This is a genomic window from Herbidospora sp. RD11066 (genome assembly GCF_054661255.1).
On record NZ_BAAGDO010000001.1, the window covers coordinates 1,251,072 to 1,267,025 of the forward strand.

Consider the following 15,954-nt stretch of genomic DNA (forward strand, 5'->3'; position numbering starts at 1 on the left):
AACGATGATCATATGTCTGAGTTCGCGGGAGTATTCGACATTCACCTCACGGTCGACGAGCGTGCCAGGCGTCTCGACCGCGTGCGCCTCGCCGCGCTCGCGATCGCCGGCGGGGCCAAGTTCACCGACATCTTCCTGTTCGGCGGCCAGACGCCCTCGCAGCCGATGGTCACGCTTCGCGGTCGGGGCACCCTCTCGGAGCAGCGCGTTCTGGTCGCCGAGTGGACGGAGCGGTTACGGGCCGAGGGGTTCGAGGTGGTCCGCGCCAAGATCGAGGCGGGTCCCCGCAACGACGGCGTCCCCCTCGACCACGGCCTCGACGGCTGCTACTTCGAGCACCACGTGAAGGTCCTGGAAGATCCGGACACCGACAGGATCGTCCTGCGGGAACTCGCCCAGCGCCACCATGCGCGCGTCTCCATCAACCCCCGCCGCGTCCGCGCCGAGGGGCATTTCGAGCGGTTCGTCACGCAGCGCTGCTACGACGTCGGCCTGACCGAGGCCACCCGGCGCCTGGACGCCCTCCTCGCCGACCTGCGGCAACGCTTCACCGTGCTGGAATCGGAACAGGAGTTCGTCGTGTACGACGACAACCCCGCCACCGACAAGGGGTGGTTCGACGACTGGCCCAAGACGTACACCCCTGTCTCCCACGGCGCCGGAGTGACGCAGCCGCCGGTCTTCGACCCGGCGCTGAAGCAGTTCGAGTGCGCCTACCGGGTCGGCGAGCCGCGCTTCGACGACGCGGAGACGGGCCGCCGCTGGCGGCGGGCCCGGCGCCGGGTGATCGACCTGGTGCTCGCCGTCGTCGCCGGTTCACCTTGGGCCGACCACCTGGTGCTGCGCGGCAGCTTGCTGCTGGAGGCGTGGGTGGGGGAGGAGGCCCGCGACCCCGGTGACCTCGACTTCGTCGTCGTGCCGCAGGAGTTGACGCTGGAGAGCCCGGAGATCGTCGCGATGTTCCGTGGCCTGCTCCGGAGCGTGGCCGGTGCGGCCCACGGCGACCTGGAGATCAACGCCGCCGCGGCCACCGCCGACGACATCTGGACCTACGACCGGGTGCCCGGCCGCCGCCTGGTCTTCGTCTGGCGCGCCGACGGCCTCCCGGCGGGGACGATCCAGCTCGACTTCGTCTGCGGCGAGCACCTGCCGATGCCGCCGATCGTCGCGTCTATCCCCCGATCGGGCGGCGGCACGACGTCCGTCCTGGCGGTGACGCCCGAGTTGTCGCTGGCGTGGAAGATCCTCTGGCTGGCGTCCGACAGCTGGCCCCAGGGCAAGGACCTCTACGACGCGGTCCTGCTCGCCGAACGCGTCACCCTCCCCGAGGGGCTGCTCGATGAGGTGCTGGGTGATGAGGCGACGTACCCGCCGGATTTCTCGTTCCTCGACTGGGACGCCTTCAAGAAGGAGTATCCGCAGGTCAAGGGTGACCGGGACCATTGGGTCAAGCGCCTGAGGCTCTCATGATCTCCGAAGACGAGCTCTGGGGGTTCACCCCCGACAGGTGGATCGCCCTCGACCAGTCGTCCCGCGCCGACTGGTATCCCGCGCTGCCGCACGAGGTCACCCTGATGCGCACCAGCGTGGACGTGCTCCGCATGGCGTGCAGCCATCAGGGCCACCAGCGCGAGCGGGCGATCCTCGACGTGGCCCGCCACCCGGTGCTCTGGCCCCTGCTGGCCATCCGCGCCGTCGACTGGGTCCCGCAGGTCAGGACCTACGCCCGCCACATCCTGACCCAGGTCGCGACCCGGCCGGAGGCGCCCGCCCGCCTGATCCCGACCGCCGTCAGGCTCCGCCACCGGAAGGGAGGCCGGGAGGTCCTCGACCTCCTGCCCTTCGGCGCGCACGCCGACTTCGACGACGCGACAATGCGTTTCGTGGTCGAGGAGTTGATCGCCCGAGGCGACGACGCCGCCCTGCGCGACCTCAACGCCACCATGACCGCCCCCGCCGCCCTGCTCCGCGCGGCCACCCACCTGCTCGGCCGCGACGACCCGGAACCGTTCCTGACCTCGCGATTCGCCCAGATCAGAGCCGCCGCGCTGGTCCGGCTGCCCCATCGGGCGGGCGGCTTCCTCGACGATCCGTCGAAACTCGTGCGCCTGACGGCCCAAGGTCTGGTGCGGCGCGCGGGCGGCGATCCCGCCCGTTTCTATCGGGACGAATTGAGCACCCCCGCCTCGATCGAGGGCCTCGGCGAGAGCGGCACCCCCGCCGACGCGGCCCTGGTGATCCCGTTCCTGCGGCACCCGAGGGCCAAGGTCCGGGCGGCCGCGGCGAAGGCCCTCCGTGGCTGGAGCCGCCACGACGAGGTGACCGCGCTCATCCACGATCCGTCGGCCCGGGTGGTGGCGCAGGCTTCGCGGAGCCGGATGACCACCGGCGCGCCGGCGTCGTTCGACCTGATCGACCCGGCTCATCCCGTGCACGTGCGCCGGGCCGGATACCGTCTGCTGATCTCGGCCGATCCGTGGACCCGCCTCAAGACCGACCTGCTGCTTCTGGACGACCCCGATTTCGGGACGACCGCCTACACGGACCTGCGGGTGTGGTGCGACCGGATCGCGGTCAAGCTGTTCCGCCCGTGCCCGGACGAGTTGCGGGGCGAACTGGACGACCTGCTGAAGAAGGCGCCCGGGGAGCTGCGGCGGCGGGTGGCGTGGGCGCTCACGTAGCCGTGCGTCCGGCGAGGCGTTCGTAACGCTGTTTGGCGGCCTGGGGGGAGCCGAGCCCGAGGCTGTTGGCGATCTCCTGCCAGGTCAGCCCGCGCCCGCGCGCCATCAGCAGCAGGCTGGCCTCCAGCTGGTCCATTTCGCCTCTGACCAGGGGCATGAGCGTGAGCGCGGCCTTGAGATCGGAGTCGTCGACCTCGGGTTCGCCGGGGTCGGGGGCGGCGGATCCGGCGGCCAGCATGGTGACGAGGCGGACCGCTTCGTGCGGGCCGAGGAACGTGGGGTGGACCTGCCGCGCGCGCTGGGCTTCGGTGGCGGCGTGACGGGCGGCGATGTGGGTGACGGATGCGTACACGTCCATCATGATGGGCTTTTCAACGGACTGTTGTCAACGAAATGTTGAAAGTGTACGACCTCGCGTGCCGGGCACCCGGGTGTTCATGGGCGAGAACCGTGGCGTAGACGGCGAGAGCGAAGTCGTGGCCGAACGATCGGGCGCCGACACCGAGACCCCCGAACATCCGATCCCCCGCGACCCGGAACCGCTGACCGACCCGATGGCCGACGAGGATCCGGGGGAGGATTCGGAAATGCCCGAACCGGAACCCGAGGTCGGCCCCGCCTCCTGACCTCATTGCCAGTCCCGGAGTAAGTGGAAAGCCGGATGGTGCAGCCAGGCGGCGAGGAATTCGGTGTCGGCCACGTGCGAGTAGCGCATGTCCCTGTCGTGCATGGCGTAGCCGACTTCGTGAACCGTTCCTCCGATCGTGGCGATGAACGGGCGCACGGCGAGCATGCGCCGCCGGAAGTCTCCCGGGTGTCCGTTGGAGATCCAGGGGCGCGGGCCGAGCAGGCCGTCGAAGTCGATCAGGGCGTCGAGGTGGCGGGCGACGTCCAGTGCCCGTTGTCCGAGAGCGGTGTCGGGGCCGCCTTCGGACCACATCATGAGTTCGGCCACGGGCAGGCGGGGGACCTGCGCGTAGTCGTCGGCGGGGTCGGGGGTCCACGGGCCGAGTTCTCTTCGCAGGGCGGGCGGCTCCTCGGTGAGCGCCGACAGGTTCGGCTGTTCGAACAGCCACAGGGTGACGGACGCGGCCGGACTCATCAGGCCACGACGGCAAGCAGGGTGGTCGCCGCCGCTGTGAGTTCGGGGTCGCCTGTCATGGTGGCCCTTCGGCGGGCCTCCTCGACGGTGATTCCTCGGCTGGCCAGGCGCCAGAACGTGTCCTGGTCCGTCGTGATCTCGGCGGTCGGGGTGCCCGCGCCCATGCGCCAGCGGCCTTCGTGCCATACGGCCGACCTCTCTTGCTCGCCGACCTTCAGGACGACGGAGGTGCCCTCCGGGCGGGTGTGGTCCCGGAGGGCGAAGGGGAGCGCTCTGGCGAAGGTGTCGATGACCGGGGCGATGAGGTTCTGGGCGTCCGGACGGCCCACAGCGTCGCGGATCTGCTGCTGGTGGACCCAGAACTCCGTGAACTCGCGGGCGATGTCCAGCCACGCCGGGCTCGGCACGTCGGTCGCGGCCCAGGAGACGTCCAGGTCGGCGGGGGTGTCGAGGTCTTTCCGGGCCCAGTACGCGTCCAGCTGGACACCCAGGTGCCGGAGCAGGTCCGTGACGACCGCCGGTGAAAATGCGCGGGCCGCTTGCACGAATTCGTCGTTCACCCGCGCAAGGAACACCGGCAGGGTTTCGCCGTCGTGAAAGCCGCTTCCATGATGGCCGTCGCGGCTTCCCGACAGGCGGCGGCCGTAGTCGTGGAGGACGTGTGCCGCGAGGTCGTGGACGGTCCAGCCGGGGCAGACCGTCTCGCGGGTCCAGTCGGCGGGGGACAGGTTCTCCAGCACGTCCAGGAGCGAGCGCCGTTCGATGGGGAACAGGTGGCGTACGTCGATGGGGTCCCCGAAGATCGTCATGAGGTCAGCGTATGCATGGGGAGGATCATCGCCGACGGACCGACCATGGCTCTGGCCGCGAGGCCGTCGCCGCCGGTCGGCCGGCAGCACCTCTCCGTCGCGCATCGGGACGCGCAGATCACGCTCGACCCTGGGATTCACGACGGCAATTCAAGCATTTCTTATCCTGTGATTCGCCGGACTTCATAATGGTATTGGCTGTAACTTTCATTGACATTTGACGGCGGTGTGGGCCGATCGTACGTTCGGTTAAACCTGACAGGAGAGGCCCATGACGAAACGACGACTGACCGTGTGGCTGGTGGCCGCCTTAGTGGGCGCGTTCACCTTCGCCACGCCCGCCCAGGCCGCCACCTGCGAACTGACGTTCACACCCAACTTCCGGGGAATGTACGGCACGCAGTACATGTGGCAGGTCGACGCGAGGTTCCGCAACATCGGCACGACGCCGTCGACCAACTGGGAGGCGATCATCGGTTTCGCCTATTCGCAGGGTGCGGCCGTCAAGCAGTTCTGGAACATCACCAGGCCGTCGACCTATGTGTGGAATCCGGCGTCGTGGAACAAAGTCCTCCCGGCGGGCCAGAGTGCGTATTTCGGATTCGAAATCCTCGTGCCCACGGCGACTCTTTCGCCCCTGCCCACCGCAGTCGGGTGCAACATCACCTATTGACCGCGCCGCGCGTCTCTCCAGGCCGCGCAGAATTCGGGCAGTGAGCCGTGACGTCCGGCCGGGTCGGGGCGGACGGCGCGGGTGACGACCTCGTGCAGAGGGCCCCGAAGGTGCTCGCCGAGGAGGATCAGGGCGGTGCGGCCCAGGGTGAACACGCTGGTGCGCTGGTCGATGAGGGCGCCCAGGGTGAACTCCTCCGGCGCCATGAAGCGGGACGAGCCGAACGTCCGGCCCATCTCATTGCGGAACGGCGCGGGGACGTAGTTGTCCAGGTCGATCAGGGACAGGCGGTGGGTGCTGAAGTCGTACAGGAGGCATCCGTCGTAGAAGTCCACGGCGATCTCGCCGGCGCGGCCCAGGAGGTCGTGGACGTCGACGATCGTGTCCAGGGCGGCCAGGATGCGGTCGGGTGGCAGGCCGCGGAAACGCTGGAACGACGACGCCGGGTCGTCGCGGTGCTCGCGGGGGACCCCGACGAGTTCCCCGTCGGCCCAGTCGTAGACGAGCATCGGGCCGTGCGCGGAGTCGACGACGGCACGGAGGGCCGGCAGCGCGGGGTGCCGGTAGGCGCGGGCCAGCCTGACCGCGTTGTGCAGCAGGTTGACGCGTTGCGCGTGGGTGAGGAAGGGGACATGGTCGGGACGGCCCGCGGTCTTCACGAAGAGGCGTTCGCCGTCTAAGGCGACACCGTAGGAGACGTTGCCGGAGTCCTGTCGGTCGAAGCGGGCGAAGATCGTCCCGAGCCGGGCCAGGTAGGGCTCCGGAGCTTCATCGGCGAGAATGTCGGTCCACATGAGTGGTTCGCTCCAGGTCTTCAACGGCTGATGAATGACGGGAATCGCGATGCTGCAGGTCCTGAGGGCAGATTCGACCGCTGAACTGGAGCTGTCCGGAACCCGGCCGGAGCTGCGGGCTCTTGCCCAATCCTTGCGGAGTGGCACTGGACGATGCGACCTCTCCGAGAATCGTGAACCAGCTCCGTACAGCCGATCGTTGTCCGGGCTGGAATTTCAGGAGGCGCCGGGCGACTCGATCCGTCTTTGGGCGCGGGGTTCCTCTCTGAGAATCTGCGGTGGGCGCGGGGCGCTGGATCTTCTTTCCGAGAACATCGAGGAGTTCGCCACAGGTGCCGATCATTCGGATCACCTTCATCTCGACTATTTCCCGGGTCACGCATATCTCGCGCCCGACTCCGATCCTCTGGTCATCGCGATTCGCTCTGGTTGCGGGCGGGCCACGAAGGCCTGACGGTAGAGGGGGCGCTCAAGGTGGCTTTCGATGACGAGGGCATCGAGGTGTGGCCCGAGGTCGCGGATGACGCCGCCCGGATCATCTCGGCGGAGGGGCAAGGAAACAGCGCCCCCACCGGCAGGTGAAGGCGCTGTGACCCGTAACGTCAGAACGAACCCGAAGTGGTTCCTCCCGAGCCGCTCGCCGGGGCCGTGAACGCCGTGTTGGCGCCCGGTTCCCACGCGTCGGCCGTGTCCGGGAAGCCCGCCTCCTGGCGTTTCACGCACTTCCATTCGATGGACGTCCCCGGCGGCAGCTTGGCGACCGTCCCCGTCCACGTCGGATATGACGTCGGTGACAGTTTCACCGCGCTGGCCACCGACCACGCCCCGAGCTGGGGCGCGCTCCCCACCGCGTACACCGACTGCCCGGCCGTGGTGGTCCCGTTCGCGCAACTGAACGTCATCGACGACACCGCCTGGCCCAGCGTGAACGCAAAGGTTTTCGCCGTACCGACGGCCACCGACGCCGACTTCGCCACGATCACGCCGCCTCCCGCGTTGTACCACCCGCTCGACGCGGCGTCGAAGGCCGTCTTCGACGCGTGCTGCGTCAAGGCGGATCCGTTCAGCGTCACCCCGCTGGCCTGCGTGTCCGCCACCAGTTCCACCACGTTCGAGCGCGACGACGGCGCTCCCGTGTAGGTCCCGGAGGAGGCCGCGACGGTGACGGTCGCGACCGAGCCGGACAGCGATTGGCTGAGAAGAGTCGTCCGTACCGAGCCCGACTTGTAGGCGGTCGTGGAACCGTCGTCCTCGTACAGGGTGAAAGAACTTGCGGTCGGTGACGCGTAGACCCGGGTGATCAGTTCGTTCCGGGTGGAGGCGTCGGTGCGTTTGCCGAGGACGTTCATGGTCTTGTCGTCCACGAACATCTTGGGGATGATCGCCCCGGCCCGCGCGAAGGTCGGCAGGCGGAACTCGCCGTTGACCCATAACGGGCGGTCGTTGAACCACTGGCCGGTCGACACGAGTTTCTCGCCGGTCGCGTAGTCGTACCAGGTCCCGGCGGGCAGGTACATGTTGCGCGAGCGCTCGCCCTCCCCGGCCACGACGCCGACCAGCAGGTCCTTGCCGATCAGTTTCTGGTGGCCCATCTCCCGGACGTTCACGTCGTTCTGGTAGTGGTACACCAGCGGCGGGACGACCGGCTCACCGGTCAGGTAGGCCCGGTGGGCCAGCGAATAGTAGTAGGGCGTCAGCTCATACCGGCGCCGCAGGTTGCCCAGGTTGCTGGTCACGTCCCCGATCGAGTCGGGCGAGGTCGCGGCGCAGTTGCACAGGTTCTCGGTGTGCGGGCGGAGCGGCACCTCGAACCAGGCGCCGTTGGCGAACCACTGGGTGTAGAGCTCGTCCAGGTCCGAGTCGAGCATCTCGCGGCGGAAGCCGCCGATGTCCGAGCCGAAGTAGTCGATGCCGGACATCGACATGTGCATCTGGACGTTCTGCTGCTGCGCCAGCGCCGTCAGCTTCGACCCGATGTCGGCCGACCACATCGCCACGCCGTGCCGTTGCATGCCACTTGCGCCCGACCGCGCGAGCATGAACGGTCTTTTCGTGCCGGACGCGTAATTCCTTGCGATGCTCTCGGCCCACTTCAGGTTGTAGACGTTGTGGTAGTCGGCGTGGGCGTGCTTGCCGGGCAGGACCCCGGCGGTCCAGTCGGCCGCGTCGTACATCTCGGGTTCGCCCAGGTCGAGCCAGTGGCCGAGGATTCCCTGGTCGCTGAGCGCCTGGCGTTTGAGGCCGTGCCAGTAGTCGCCGGCCGCGTTCTGCGTCCAGTCGATCATCCCGCCGCGGCCCCACCAGTCGTTGGTGGTCAGATAGGTCGGCGCGCACGTCGAACAGCCCGCCCGCACCAGGTAGCCCCGCGAGGCCATGTCGGTGTGTTCGGCGCGGTTCCTGCCGATGTACGACTCCTCGATCGTCATCAGCCCGACACCGTCATTGGCCGCGTAGTTGGCGATCTTCGTACCGGGCGCGGGGAAGTCGGAGGTGTCCCACGTCAGCGAGCCCATCGCCGTGTTGTCCGACCCGGCGGTCACGCCGCCGAACCACGGCAGATCGAGCACGAACCCGTCCACGGGGAACTTCGCCGTGCGCAGCCCGGCGAGCCGGTTGTCGATCTCGGTCCAGTTGTCGTAGCCGAACTCCGACACCCACATGCCGAACGCCTTCTTCGGCGGCACCGGCGGCCTGCCGGTCAGCTCCAGGTAGTCCTTGCGCAGGTCAGGGAGGTCGGGGCCGGTCATCGTGTACCACCGGAGCTGGTCGCCCCAGGTGTCGATGGTCCACGGGTCGCCGGTCAGGTTCCATTCCTGCTTGTAGACCTGGTCGAGGAACAGCCCGTAGTTCAGGTTGGACGCGCCGACCGCGAACAGGATCGGGATCTGGGTGTTCCCGACCGGGCCGTTGTCGGTGTCCCAGACCATGGCGTTGCCGTAGGTGCCGCCGGGGGAGCGGGTGCGGCCGACCCAGTCGCCGTCGGCGCTGCCGCCCATGAAGAACTGCTCACCCAGGCCGTAGGCGTGCTGGATCGAGCCCTTCGTGACCGACAGACCCTTCCAGGCTTGCGCAAGATTACGCGGACAGGCCTCATAGAGCAGTCGGGTGGGGTCGGAGACTTTCACGCAGAGCGTCCCGGAGGTGACCTCCACTTTCATGGACGCCGTCGTGATGACGTTCCCGACCTGGCTGAAGCTGGTAGGTCCGGTGTAGTCGGTCTTGAGCACCTGCGGGGTCGTGAACAGCGGTGACCCGGTGCCGGGGCTGGTGCCCTGCGCGAGTTCGAAGTGCACGAGGTCGTCGTCGAGGAACTCGGCGATCAGGTACGTCGACCCGCTGGTGAACTGCACCCGCTGCACGGCGGCCTCGGCGGGCAGGGCCACGAAGAAGCTGCTCACGAGAAGAGCCAGAATGATCAGTCTTCTCATGGCCGCGCCACCACCAGGTTGTCCAGGTTGATGCCGTTGGAGGCGTACTCGATCTTGATCGATCGGGCTCCGGCCGTGAGGTTCGTGGTGAGCGTCGCCGTGCCCCAGGTATCCCAGTTCGGCAGTGCGGGCAGGTTCAGTGTTCCGACCGACACCCCGTCCACATAGACGGTCCGGGTGGAGGCGACCGTCGTCGAATAGCGGAACTTGAGCTGGTGGCTGCCCGTGGCGTCGGCCCGTACCGCGAAGGTCACCGAGTCGCCCGAGGAGGCGAACCCGTCGACGAACCCGGTGCCGGTGTACCCGGCGTGGTCGGTGTTGGTGGAGACGCCGACCCCGGCGCCGAACTCGGCCTCGTAGGCGGCCTTGTCGACCCCGTTCAGGGTGACCGACCGCGCGGAGGCGCTGGAGGCCAGCTTCACGTACGTGAGCTGCTGCACCGGATCCCACCACCAGCCCTCGGTGGCCGACTGCAACGCGGCCAGCGACGCGCGGGCGGTCGCCCCGGTCACCGACGACGGTTGCGTGGAGGCCACCTGGAGCGTGGAAGTGGTCGTCAGAGCCGGAACCGAGACGCCGACCGTGTGAGAGGCCCAGTTCTCGGTGGACGTGACGGTCCGGGACAGCCCCGCGGAGTCCTCGAAGTAGGAGTACGACGAGGTGCCCGACGGATAGATCCGGAACACGAGGTTGGCGTACGACGAGACGCTGTTGGAGATGTTCCCGCCCAGCTCGTACCCCGCGTTCAGGTTCAGCGGGATGATCGCCCCGGCCTTCGCGTAGACGGGGATCGTGTCCAGCCCGGCGTTGTACGTCTTGGTCCCCGGCCCGGTGAACCGCCCGCCGTTCCACAGGTCGTACCACTCACCGGCGGGCAGGTACACGTTCTTCGACGTGGCCCCGGCGGTGGTGATCGGCGCGACGAGCAGCTGCGGCCCGAACATGTACTGCTGGTCGAGGGCGGCGGCCGTGGAGTCGGCAGGGTAGGCGTAGCTCATCGCCCGCATCATCGGCGCACCCGTCAGCGACGACGCCTTCGCCTCCGTGTACAGGTAGGGGATCAGGTTCATCCGCACGTTCGCGAACTTCCGGAAATACGGGATCACGTTCGTGTTCCCGGTGCGCGCCTGGACGTTCCACGGCGTCCGCGCCTCCGACACGCCCGGGTTGGCCGTCTCGGAGTGATACTGCATGACCGGCGAGAACGTCGCCTGGGCGGCCGAACGCAGGTAGAGCTCGGCGCTCGGGAAGGTGCCGGTGAACCCGGCCATGTCCCACGCGGTGAACGGCACCCCCGACTGCCCGGCGGTGAGCTGCGCCCGCACCGCCTCCTGGAAGGCGGGGAACGAGGAGTTCTGGTCGCCGGCCCAGAAGATCGAGGTCGACTGCGCCCCGGCGGTCCCGGCCCGGCTGAAGATCGTCCCGTCGGGCTTCTTGCCCTTCACGTACGTGTTGTAGGCCGACAGGTAGGAGTTCGGGTAGGCGTTGTGCATCTCGTCGCCCTTGCGCCCGTCGGCGAAGGAGACACCCCGCCCGAACACCGCCTCGGAACCGTCGGTCTTGAAGCCGTCGATGCCGACGTCGTCCATCAGGTAGTCGCGCTTGCTCATCCACCAGTTCCGCGCGGCGGCCGAGGTGAAGTCGGGCACGGTGCTGTCGCCGAACCACTGGCCGGTCGGGATCCGGTAGGGCGAACCGCCCGGCTGCGTGGCCAGATAGCCCTGGGTCTGGGCATACGACCGGTCGTTGAGGTGCTGCTGCGGTGCGGTCGACGGGTTGGAGTCGAAGTTCTCCTTGAACACCGGGATCTGCCAGAGGATGACCTTGATGCCCTTGGAGTGGGCGTCGTCGACCATCGCCTTGGGGTCGCTCCACGCCGTGCCCGGCGGGAAGGTCAGATCGGTCAGCGCGAGTTTCCCGCTGCCCGGTTTCGCCGTGTACGTCGCGCCGTGCCAGACGTAGAAGGTCGCCTCGTCGCTCCACTGCTCCAGCACGATCGCGGAGTGCGGGATGTTGTTGGTGCCGGGCTTGGCCAGTTCGGCGGTGACCTCCGACTGGGTGTTCCACTCGTTGGCCGACATCCACAGGCCGAACGCCCACTTGGGCGGCAACTGCGGCCTGCCGGTCACCGCGGTGTAGTCGTCGACGATGTCCGCGGGCGTGCCCGCGAAGAAGTGGTAGTCGAGCGTCGAGTTCAACGCCCCACCGGTGTCGACGGAGAAACCGGCCAGGTCGTTCAGGTGGGTGTTCAGGTTGAAGATGGAGTAGCGCGTCGAGGGGATGTAGACGCCGTAACCGGCGGAGTTGAGGAAGAACGGCGTCGACAGGTACGTCCGCCGCCACGACCCCTGGTCGCGATACTGGTTGTAGACGTAGTTGTGCACGTCGGTGCCGCGCTGGTCGAGCCGGTCGTAGCGCTCGCCGAAGCCCTCGAACCGCTCTCCGGCGGGCGACAGGAAGTGGTCTTCGATCTTCGTGACCGTGGAGACTCCGTCGCTGGCCCAGCCGATGTTCCGGAACACCGCCGGGTCGTACTGCCGCGTGATCAGCGTCGTCCCGTCGCCCTTGTAGACCGACAGGCGGTAGGGCGTCTTCTGGATCTTCAGCACCAGGGACGACGTCGACAGCGTCAGCTCCGACGCCGAGTTGGTGACCGTGTAGCCGGACACGCCGCTGATGTTCAGCCCGCTGCCCGCGGGCGCGATCTGGGTGCGGAACCGGTCGAGAGCGGGGAAGGCGAACCGGATCTTCGGGGTGAACGACCCCGCCGAGTCGCCGGTCGTCACGTCGACCGAGGTGCCGTTGTTCACGTACGAGACGACGTTGGTGACCGTCGACCACGACGTCACCTTGAACGTGAACGGCCCCACGCTGCGCTGGCCGGTGCCGTTCACGTTGGCGTTGACGGTGTAGGAGATCGCGTCGCCCCGGACGAACGAGCCGAGGGGGATGCGCCAGTAGGAGTTGTTGCCCTGGTTGTAGTCCCAGGCGGCGCCGATCGGGGTCTGCGCGACGCCGTTCTTCGTCCAGGTGATCCAGACGGTCTGCCCGGCCTCGATCGGCCAGGTCGTGGCCCTGATCGTGACGGCCTCCCCGGCCATCGGGTCACGGGGAGAACGCTCGGTCGGTTCGGTGGAGTAGAGATCGTCGATGCCGGTCGGATTGTGGTGGACGCCGTCGAGAGCGGCTGCGGGAAGGGCGTGAAACATCGTGGCGAGTAGGGCGAGGACCACGACGGTGACGCCCGAGCGTAACCGGATCACAGGAACACTCCTCTCAAACGCGGCCAGTGCTCGGAGGCACAGAGCACTGGAGGACGCTCGATGGGCGCCGGAAGGGTGACCTCCCGCCCACCGGGCAGCACCTCGCCGGTCCACACGTCCACCCACTCGCCCTCGGGCAGGTAGGCGGCGACGTCGGTGGCGCCGGGCGCGGTGACGGGGACGACGAGCAGCGCGTCGCCCAGCTTGAACTGGAGCGGATACCGCCAGATCTCCGGCTCCCGATGATCGAAGAACAGGCCCCTCATCAGCGGTTTCCCACCGGCCACCGCGATCGCCGCCTGCTCGGTCAGGTAGGGCACCAGCCGCTCCCGGAGCTTCACGAAGTCGCGGAACACCGGGATGACCGTCGCGTCGCCGGTCTGCTCGGCGATGTTCCACGGGGTGCGGTCGCGGATGGGGGTGCGGTGGTGGTTGAACTCCGAGTGGTACTGCATGATCGGCATGAACGCCGAGGTCCCGGCCGCGCGCAGGTAGAGCTCGGCGGTGGGCAGGTCGCCGGAGAACCCGGCCAGGTCCCAGCCCCAGTAGACGATGCCGCAGGCCGAAGCCGTGATCCCGGCTCGGATCGACGACTCGAAGGCCGTCCACGTCGAGTCTTCGTCGCCGGCCCAGAACGCGCCGTGCGGCTGTGAGCCGGTGAAACCGGCGCGGCTGAAGGTGACCGGGGCCTTGCCGTGGCGGCGGAGCAGGTCGCCGAAGGCGCGGGCGTAGTTCACCGGGAACAGGCCGTTGCCGTCGTCGCCGCGCCTTCCGTCGGCGTAGCGGAGGTCGTGGCCCCAGGCGTGTTCGCCGCCGTCGGTCTTGAAGCCGTCCACGCCCATCTCCGACACGAGGTAGGCGCGCTTGGCGGTCCACCAGTCGCGGACCTCCTGCGCGGACAGGTCGGGCATCAGCGCGAGCGGGAACCACCAGCCGCGGTTCCGGTAGGGCTTGCCGTTCGCCTCGCGGACGCCGTAGCCCTTCTCGACCAGCTGCTCGGCGTCGAGCGCCGCCTGGTGGCGGGGGTGGGGGCGCATCTTCTGGAGCGGGATCTGCCAGAGCAGGACCTTGATGTCACGGTCGTGCAGTTCGTCGATCATGCCCTTCGGGTCGGGCCACGGCCCGTCGGGCGGGAAGGTGTAGTCGGCGAGGGAGTGGGGTTCGGGGGAGGGCTCGTACACCGCGCCGCGGAAGGCGGTGAAGGTGGTCTCGTCGCTCCACGCCTCGATGACCAGGGCGCCGACCGGGATGTCGTGCTCGCGGTGCCGGTCCATCTCGTGCAGCACCCGGGCCTGGGTGTTCCACTCGTTGCCGCTGGCCCACAGGCGGAACACCCACGACGGCAGCTCGGTGGGGTGACCGGCCTCGTCGAGGAACCGGGCCAGCACGGCGGCGGGGTCGCCGTCGTAGAAGGCGATCTCCAGGTCGGCGTCCGGACCGAGTTCCGCCTCGACCGTCAGCAGGTCGCCGTCGGCGGTGTACCAGGTGCGGCGCGAGGTCCGGACATGGAAACCCCACGGCTGGTCGCCGATGACGAAGGCGAAGGGCATCGGCAGGTACGTCTTCCCCGCCGCCCCCTGCCCCTTGTACTGCTCGAACACGACCGCGTCGAGGTCGTGGCCCCGCTGGTCGACGGCGTCGAAGCGCTCGCCGAACCCGACCAGGTGATCGTCTTCACGGAGCTGAAGCGAGAAACGGACTCTTCTGGGTCCGTCGGCGTCCACCAGCCACTCGACCGACCCGGGCACGACCCGGTCGGTCCCACTCACGCCGATCTTCCCGGGGACCCACCGCGCCGCCGACACCTCGAACCACCTGGTGGTACGACCGGGCTCCCGGAACCGGTAGCGGTAGCGGTTCCCGAACGCCAGCGGACCCGTCATCACCGTCCATGATCCGACCGCCGCGCGGGCCGCCTTGGCCTGGGCGGCGGCCAGGTGACCGCCGTCGGTGACGGCGGGGCCCTCACCCGAGAAGAGGCGCGTCATCGGCAGGTCGACGCCGTCGAACTCGCAGACCACCTCGGTCGCCGACGAGCGCACGCGCAGTTCGACGGGCTGGCCCTCGAACGGCAGCGAGGGGACGCGCTGGTCCTCGGAGACGGCGTAGGGGTGGCCAGAGCCATAGGGACGATGACGGATCACAGGTCGGCTCCCAGCATCAGGTACATGCCGTGCGACCACAGCAGGGGCGTGGCGACCGTGCCCCAGCGCTGTAGCCACTCGTCGTGACGGTCAGGGAAGAGCAGGACGTCGGAGACCTGTTCGGGCAGGTCACCGTTGGGGAGGGCCTGGGCGGCCATCCACGACAGGTACCTCGACGCCTCCTCCGGACGCCCGGCGGCGGCGTGGTTCAGCCCGAGGAAGCCCGCCAGCAGCACCCACCGGCCGCCGCCGTAGAAGGTGTCGGCGCGGTAGCGGTAGACCCCGCCCTCATGGGCGAGCTGCCGTTCGACCTCGGCGACGGTCGCGACGGCCACGGGGTGGTCGGGGGCGTACAGGCCGAAGGGGGCGACGCACGCCAGCAGGCTCGCGTCGACCTCGTCGGAGCCCAGCCATTTGCGCAGGTGGCCTTTTTCCGAGACGCCCTCGGCGGTGATCAGCGCCTCGATGCCGCCGATCGCCTCCTTCACCTCGGCGTCGGTGACCCCGAGCGCGACGGCGGCCCGCAGACCGGCGTGGACGGCGCCGAGCGTGGCCACGTGGCGCTGCTCGACGTGCTCCTCCCACCAGTCGTAGCAGGGGCTGTCCCAGAACGCCGCCAGGTAGCGCGAGGCCACCCGGACGGCCTCCATCGGGACGTCCACGGAGTAGCGCCCGGCGTGCTCGGCGAGCTGCCACAGCCAGGTGCCGTAGCCGTCGAGCTGATGGTCCCACCACTCGTCGGTGCCGTCGGCGCCGTCCAGGGTGAACCGGGTCGGCAGCATCTCCCCAGGTGAGAGAGGCCCGTGTCGACGGGAGATCAGGTCGTCCACCTGCGCGGTGCGCGCGGTGATGACCCGCGCGCACCACTCGTGGAAGGCGGTGACCGAGGCCTCCTCGCCGACGCGGGACATGCCCTCGGCGATGAACGCGCCGTCGCGGAGCCATGCGTAGCCCGCGTAGGCGGAGAAGGTCGGACACGCCGGATAGGCCCCCGAGGGCGACTGATTCCCGCGGATCACCTGGACGCTGCGAGACATCAAGTCGATCATGCTGGTTCTCT

13 protein-coding genes are annotated in these 15,954 nt (G+C 68.7%); 5 read left to right on the forward strand and 8 right to left on the reverse strand.

Features of this window, described 5'->3' with window-relative positions:
• The first annotated feature begins 12 nt into the window (after positions 1 to 12).
• Both ACYQ78_RS05610 and ACYQ78_RS05615 read left to right on the forward strand, forming a co-directional pair.
• The gene (locus ACYQ78_RS05610) at positions 13 to 1,470 is read left to right on the forward strand and encodes a nucleotidyl transferase AbiEii/AbiGii toxin family protein (protein WP_459799588.1); all 1,458 of its coding nucleotides are present in this window, start codon (positions 13 to 15) and stop codon (positions 1,468 to 1,470) included.
• On the forward strand, positions 1,467 to 2,681 hold the full coding sequence (locus ACYQ78_RS05615) for a hypothetical protein (protein WP_459799589.1): 1,215 nt from the start codon (positions 1,467 to 1,469) through the stop codon (positions 2,679 to 2,681). The genes ACYQ78_RS05610 and ACYQ78_RS05615 overlap by 4 nt, the downstream gene beginning before the upstream one ends.
• On the opposite strand, the gene ACYQ78_RS05620 is transcribed toward ACYQ78_RS05615, so the two are convergent.
• Complete coding sequence (locus ACYQ78_RS05620) at positions 2,674 to 3,039, reverse strand: DNA-binding protein (RefSeq protein WP_459799755.1); 366 nt, start codon at positions 3,037 to 3,039, stop codon at positions 2,674 to 2,676. The two genes, ACYQ78_RS05615 and ACYQ78_RS05620, sit on opposite strands and share 8 nt — an antisense overlap.
• A gap of 58 nt (positions 3,040 to 3,097) precedes the next feature.
• On the opposite strand from ACYQ78_RS05620, the gene ACYQ78_RS05625 reads away from it, so the two are divergent.
• Entirely contained in the window at positions 3,098 to 3,307 is a 210-nt protein-coding gene (locus ACYQ78_RS05625; RefSeq protein WP_459799590.1) for a hypothetical protein, read from the forward strand.
• Between the two features lie 2 nt (positions 3,308 to 3,309).
• On the opposite strand, the gene ACYQ78_RS05630 is transcribed toward ACYQ78_RS05625, so the two are convergent.
• Positions 3,310 to 3,783 (reverse strand): DUF6368 family protein, encoded by a 474-nt coding sequence (locus ACYQ78_RS05630; RefSeq protein WP_459799591.1) that lies wholly within the window; start codon positions 3,781 to 3,783, stop codon positions 3,310 to 3,312.
• Positions 3,783 to 4,592: a maleylpyruvate isomerase family mycothiol-dependent enzyme gene (locus ACYQ78_RS05635; protein WP_459799592.1), complete on the reverse strand. Its 810-nt coding sequence runs from the start codon at positions 4,590 to 4,592 to the stop codon at positions 3,783 to 3,785. The genes ACYQ78_RS05630 and ACYQ78_RS05635 overlap by 1 nt, the downstream gene beginning before the upstream one ends.
• 271 nt (positions 4,593 to 4,863) lie before the next feature.
• Between ACYQ78_RS05635 and ACYQ78_RS05640 the strand changes: the two genes are divergently transcribed.
• Positions 4,864 to 5,265 carry a cellulose binding domain-containing protein gene (locus ACYQ78_RS05640; RefSeq protein WP_459799593.1) on the forward strand — a complete coding sequence of 134 codons (402 nt, stop codon included), beginning with the start codon at positions 4,864 to 4,866 and terminating at the stop codon, positions 5,263 to 5,265.
• On the opposite strand, the gene ACYQ78_RS05645 is transcribed toward ACYQ78_RS05640, so the two are convergent.
• The gene (locus ACYQ78_RS05645; protein ID WP_459799594.1) at positions 5,259 to 6,059 is read right to left on the reverse strand and encodes a hypothetical protein; all 801 of its coding nucleotides are present in this window, start codon (positions 6,057 to 6,059) and stop codon (positions 5,259 to 5,261) included. The two genes, ACYQ78_RS05640 and ACYQ78_RS05645, sit on opposite strands and share 7 nt — an antisense overlap.
• Positions 6,060 to 6,108: 49 nt before the next feature.
• Here ACYQ78_RS05645 and ACYQ78_RS05650 point away from each other — a divergent pair, with 49 nt between their 5' ends.
• The gene (locus ACYQ78_RS05650) at positions 6,109 to 6,513 is read left to right on the forward strand and encodes an Imm32 family immunity protein (protein WP_459799595.1); all 405 of its coding nucleotides are present in this window, start codon (positions 6,109 to 6,111) and stop codon (positions 6,511 to 6,513) included.
• 148 nt (positions 6,514 to 6,661) lie between these two features.
• Here the strand turns inward: ACYQ78_RS05650 and ACYQ78_RS05655 are convergent, their stop codons facing one another.
• Genes ACYQ78_RS05655 through ACYQ78_RS05670 form a run of 4 tightly spaced genes read right to left on the reverse strand, consistent with a single transcriptional unit; the run spans position 6,662 to position 15,943 of the window.
• Entirely contained in the window at positions 6,662 to 9,487 is a 2,826-nt protein-coding gene (locus ACYQ78_RS05655; protein WP_459799596.1) for a TIM-barrel domain-containing protein, read from the reverse strand.
• Entirely contained in the window at positions 9,484 to 12,750 is a 3,267-nt protein-coding gene (locus tag ACYQ78_RS05660; RefSeq protein ID WP_459799597.1) for a TIM-barrel domain-containing protein, read from the reverse strand. Before ACYQ78_RS05660 ends, ACYQ78_RS05655 begins: the two co-directional genes overlap by 4 nt.
• A complete protein-coding gene (locus ACYQ78_RS05665; RefSeq protein WP_459799598.1) occupies positions 12,747 to 14,894 on the reverse strand; it encodes a glycoside hydrolase family 31 protein in 2,148 nt (715 codons plus the stop codon). Before ACYQ78_RS05665 ends, ACYQ78_RS05660 begins: the two co-directional genes overlap by 4 nt.
• Positions 14,891 to 15,943: a glycoside hydrolase family 15 protein gene (locus ACYQ78_RS05670; protein ID WP_459799599.1), complete on the reverse strand. Its 1,053-nt coding sequence runs from the start codon at positions 15,941 to 15,943 to the stop codon at positions 14,891 to 14,893. The genes ACYQ78_RS05665 and ACYQ78_RS05670 overlap by 4 nt, the downstream gene beginning before the upstream one ends.
• Between the last annotated feature and the right edge of the window lie 11 nt (positions 15,944 to 15,954).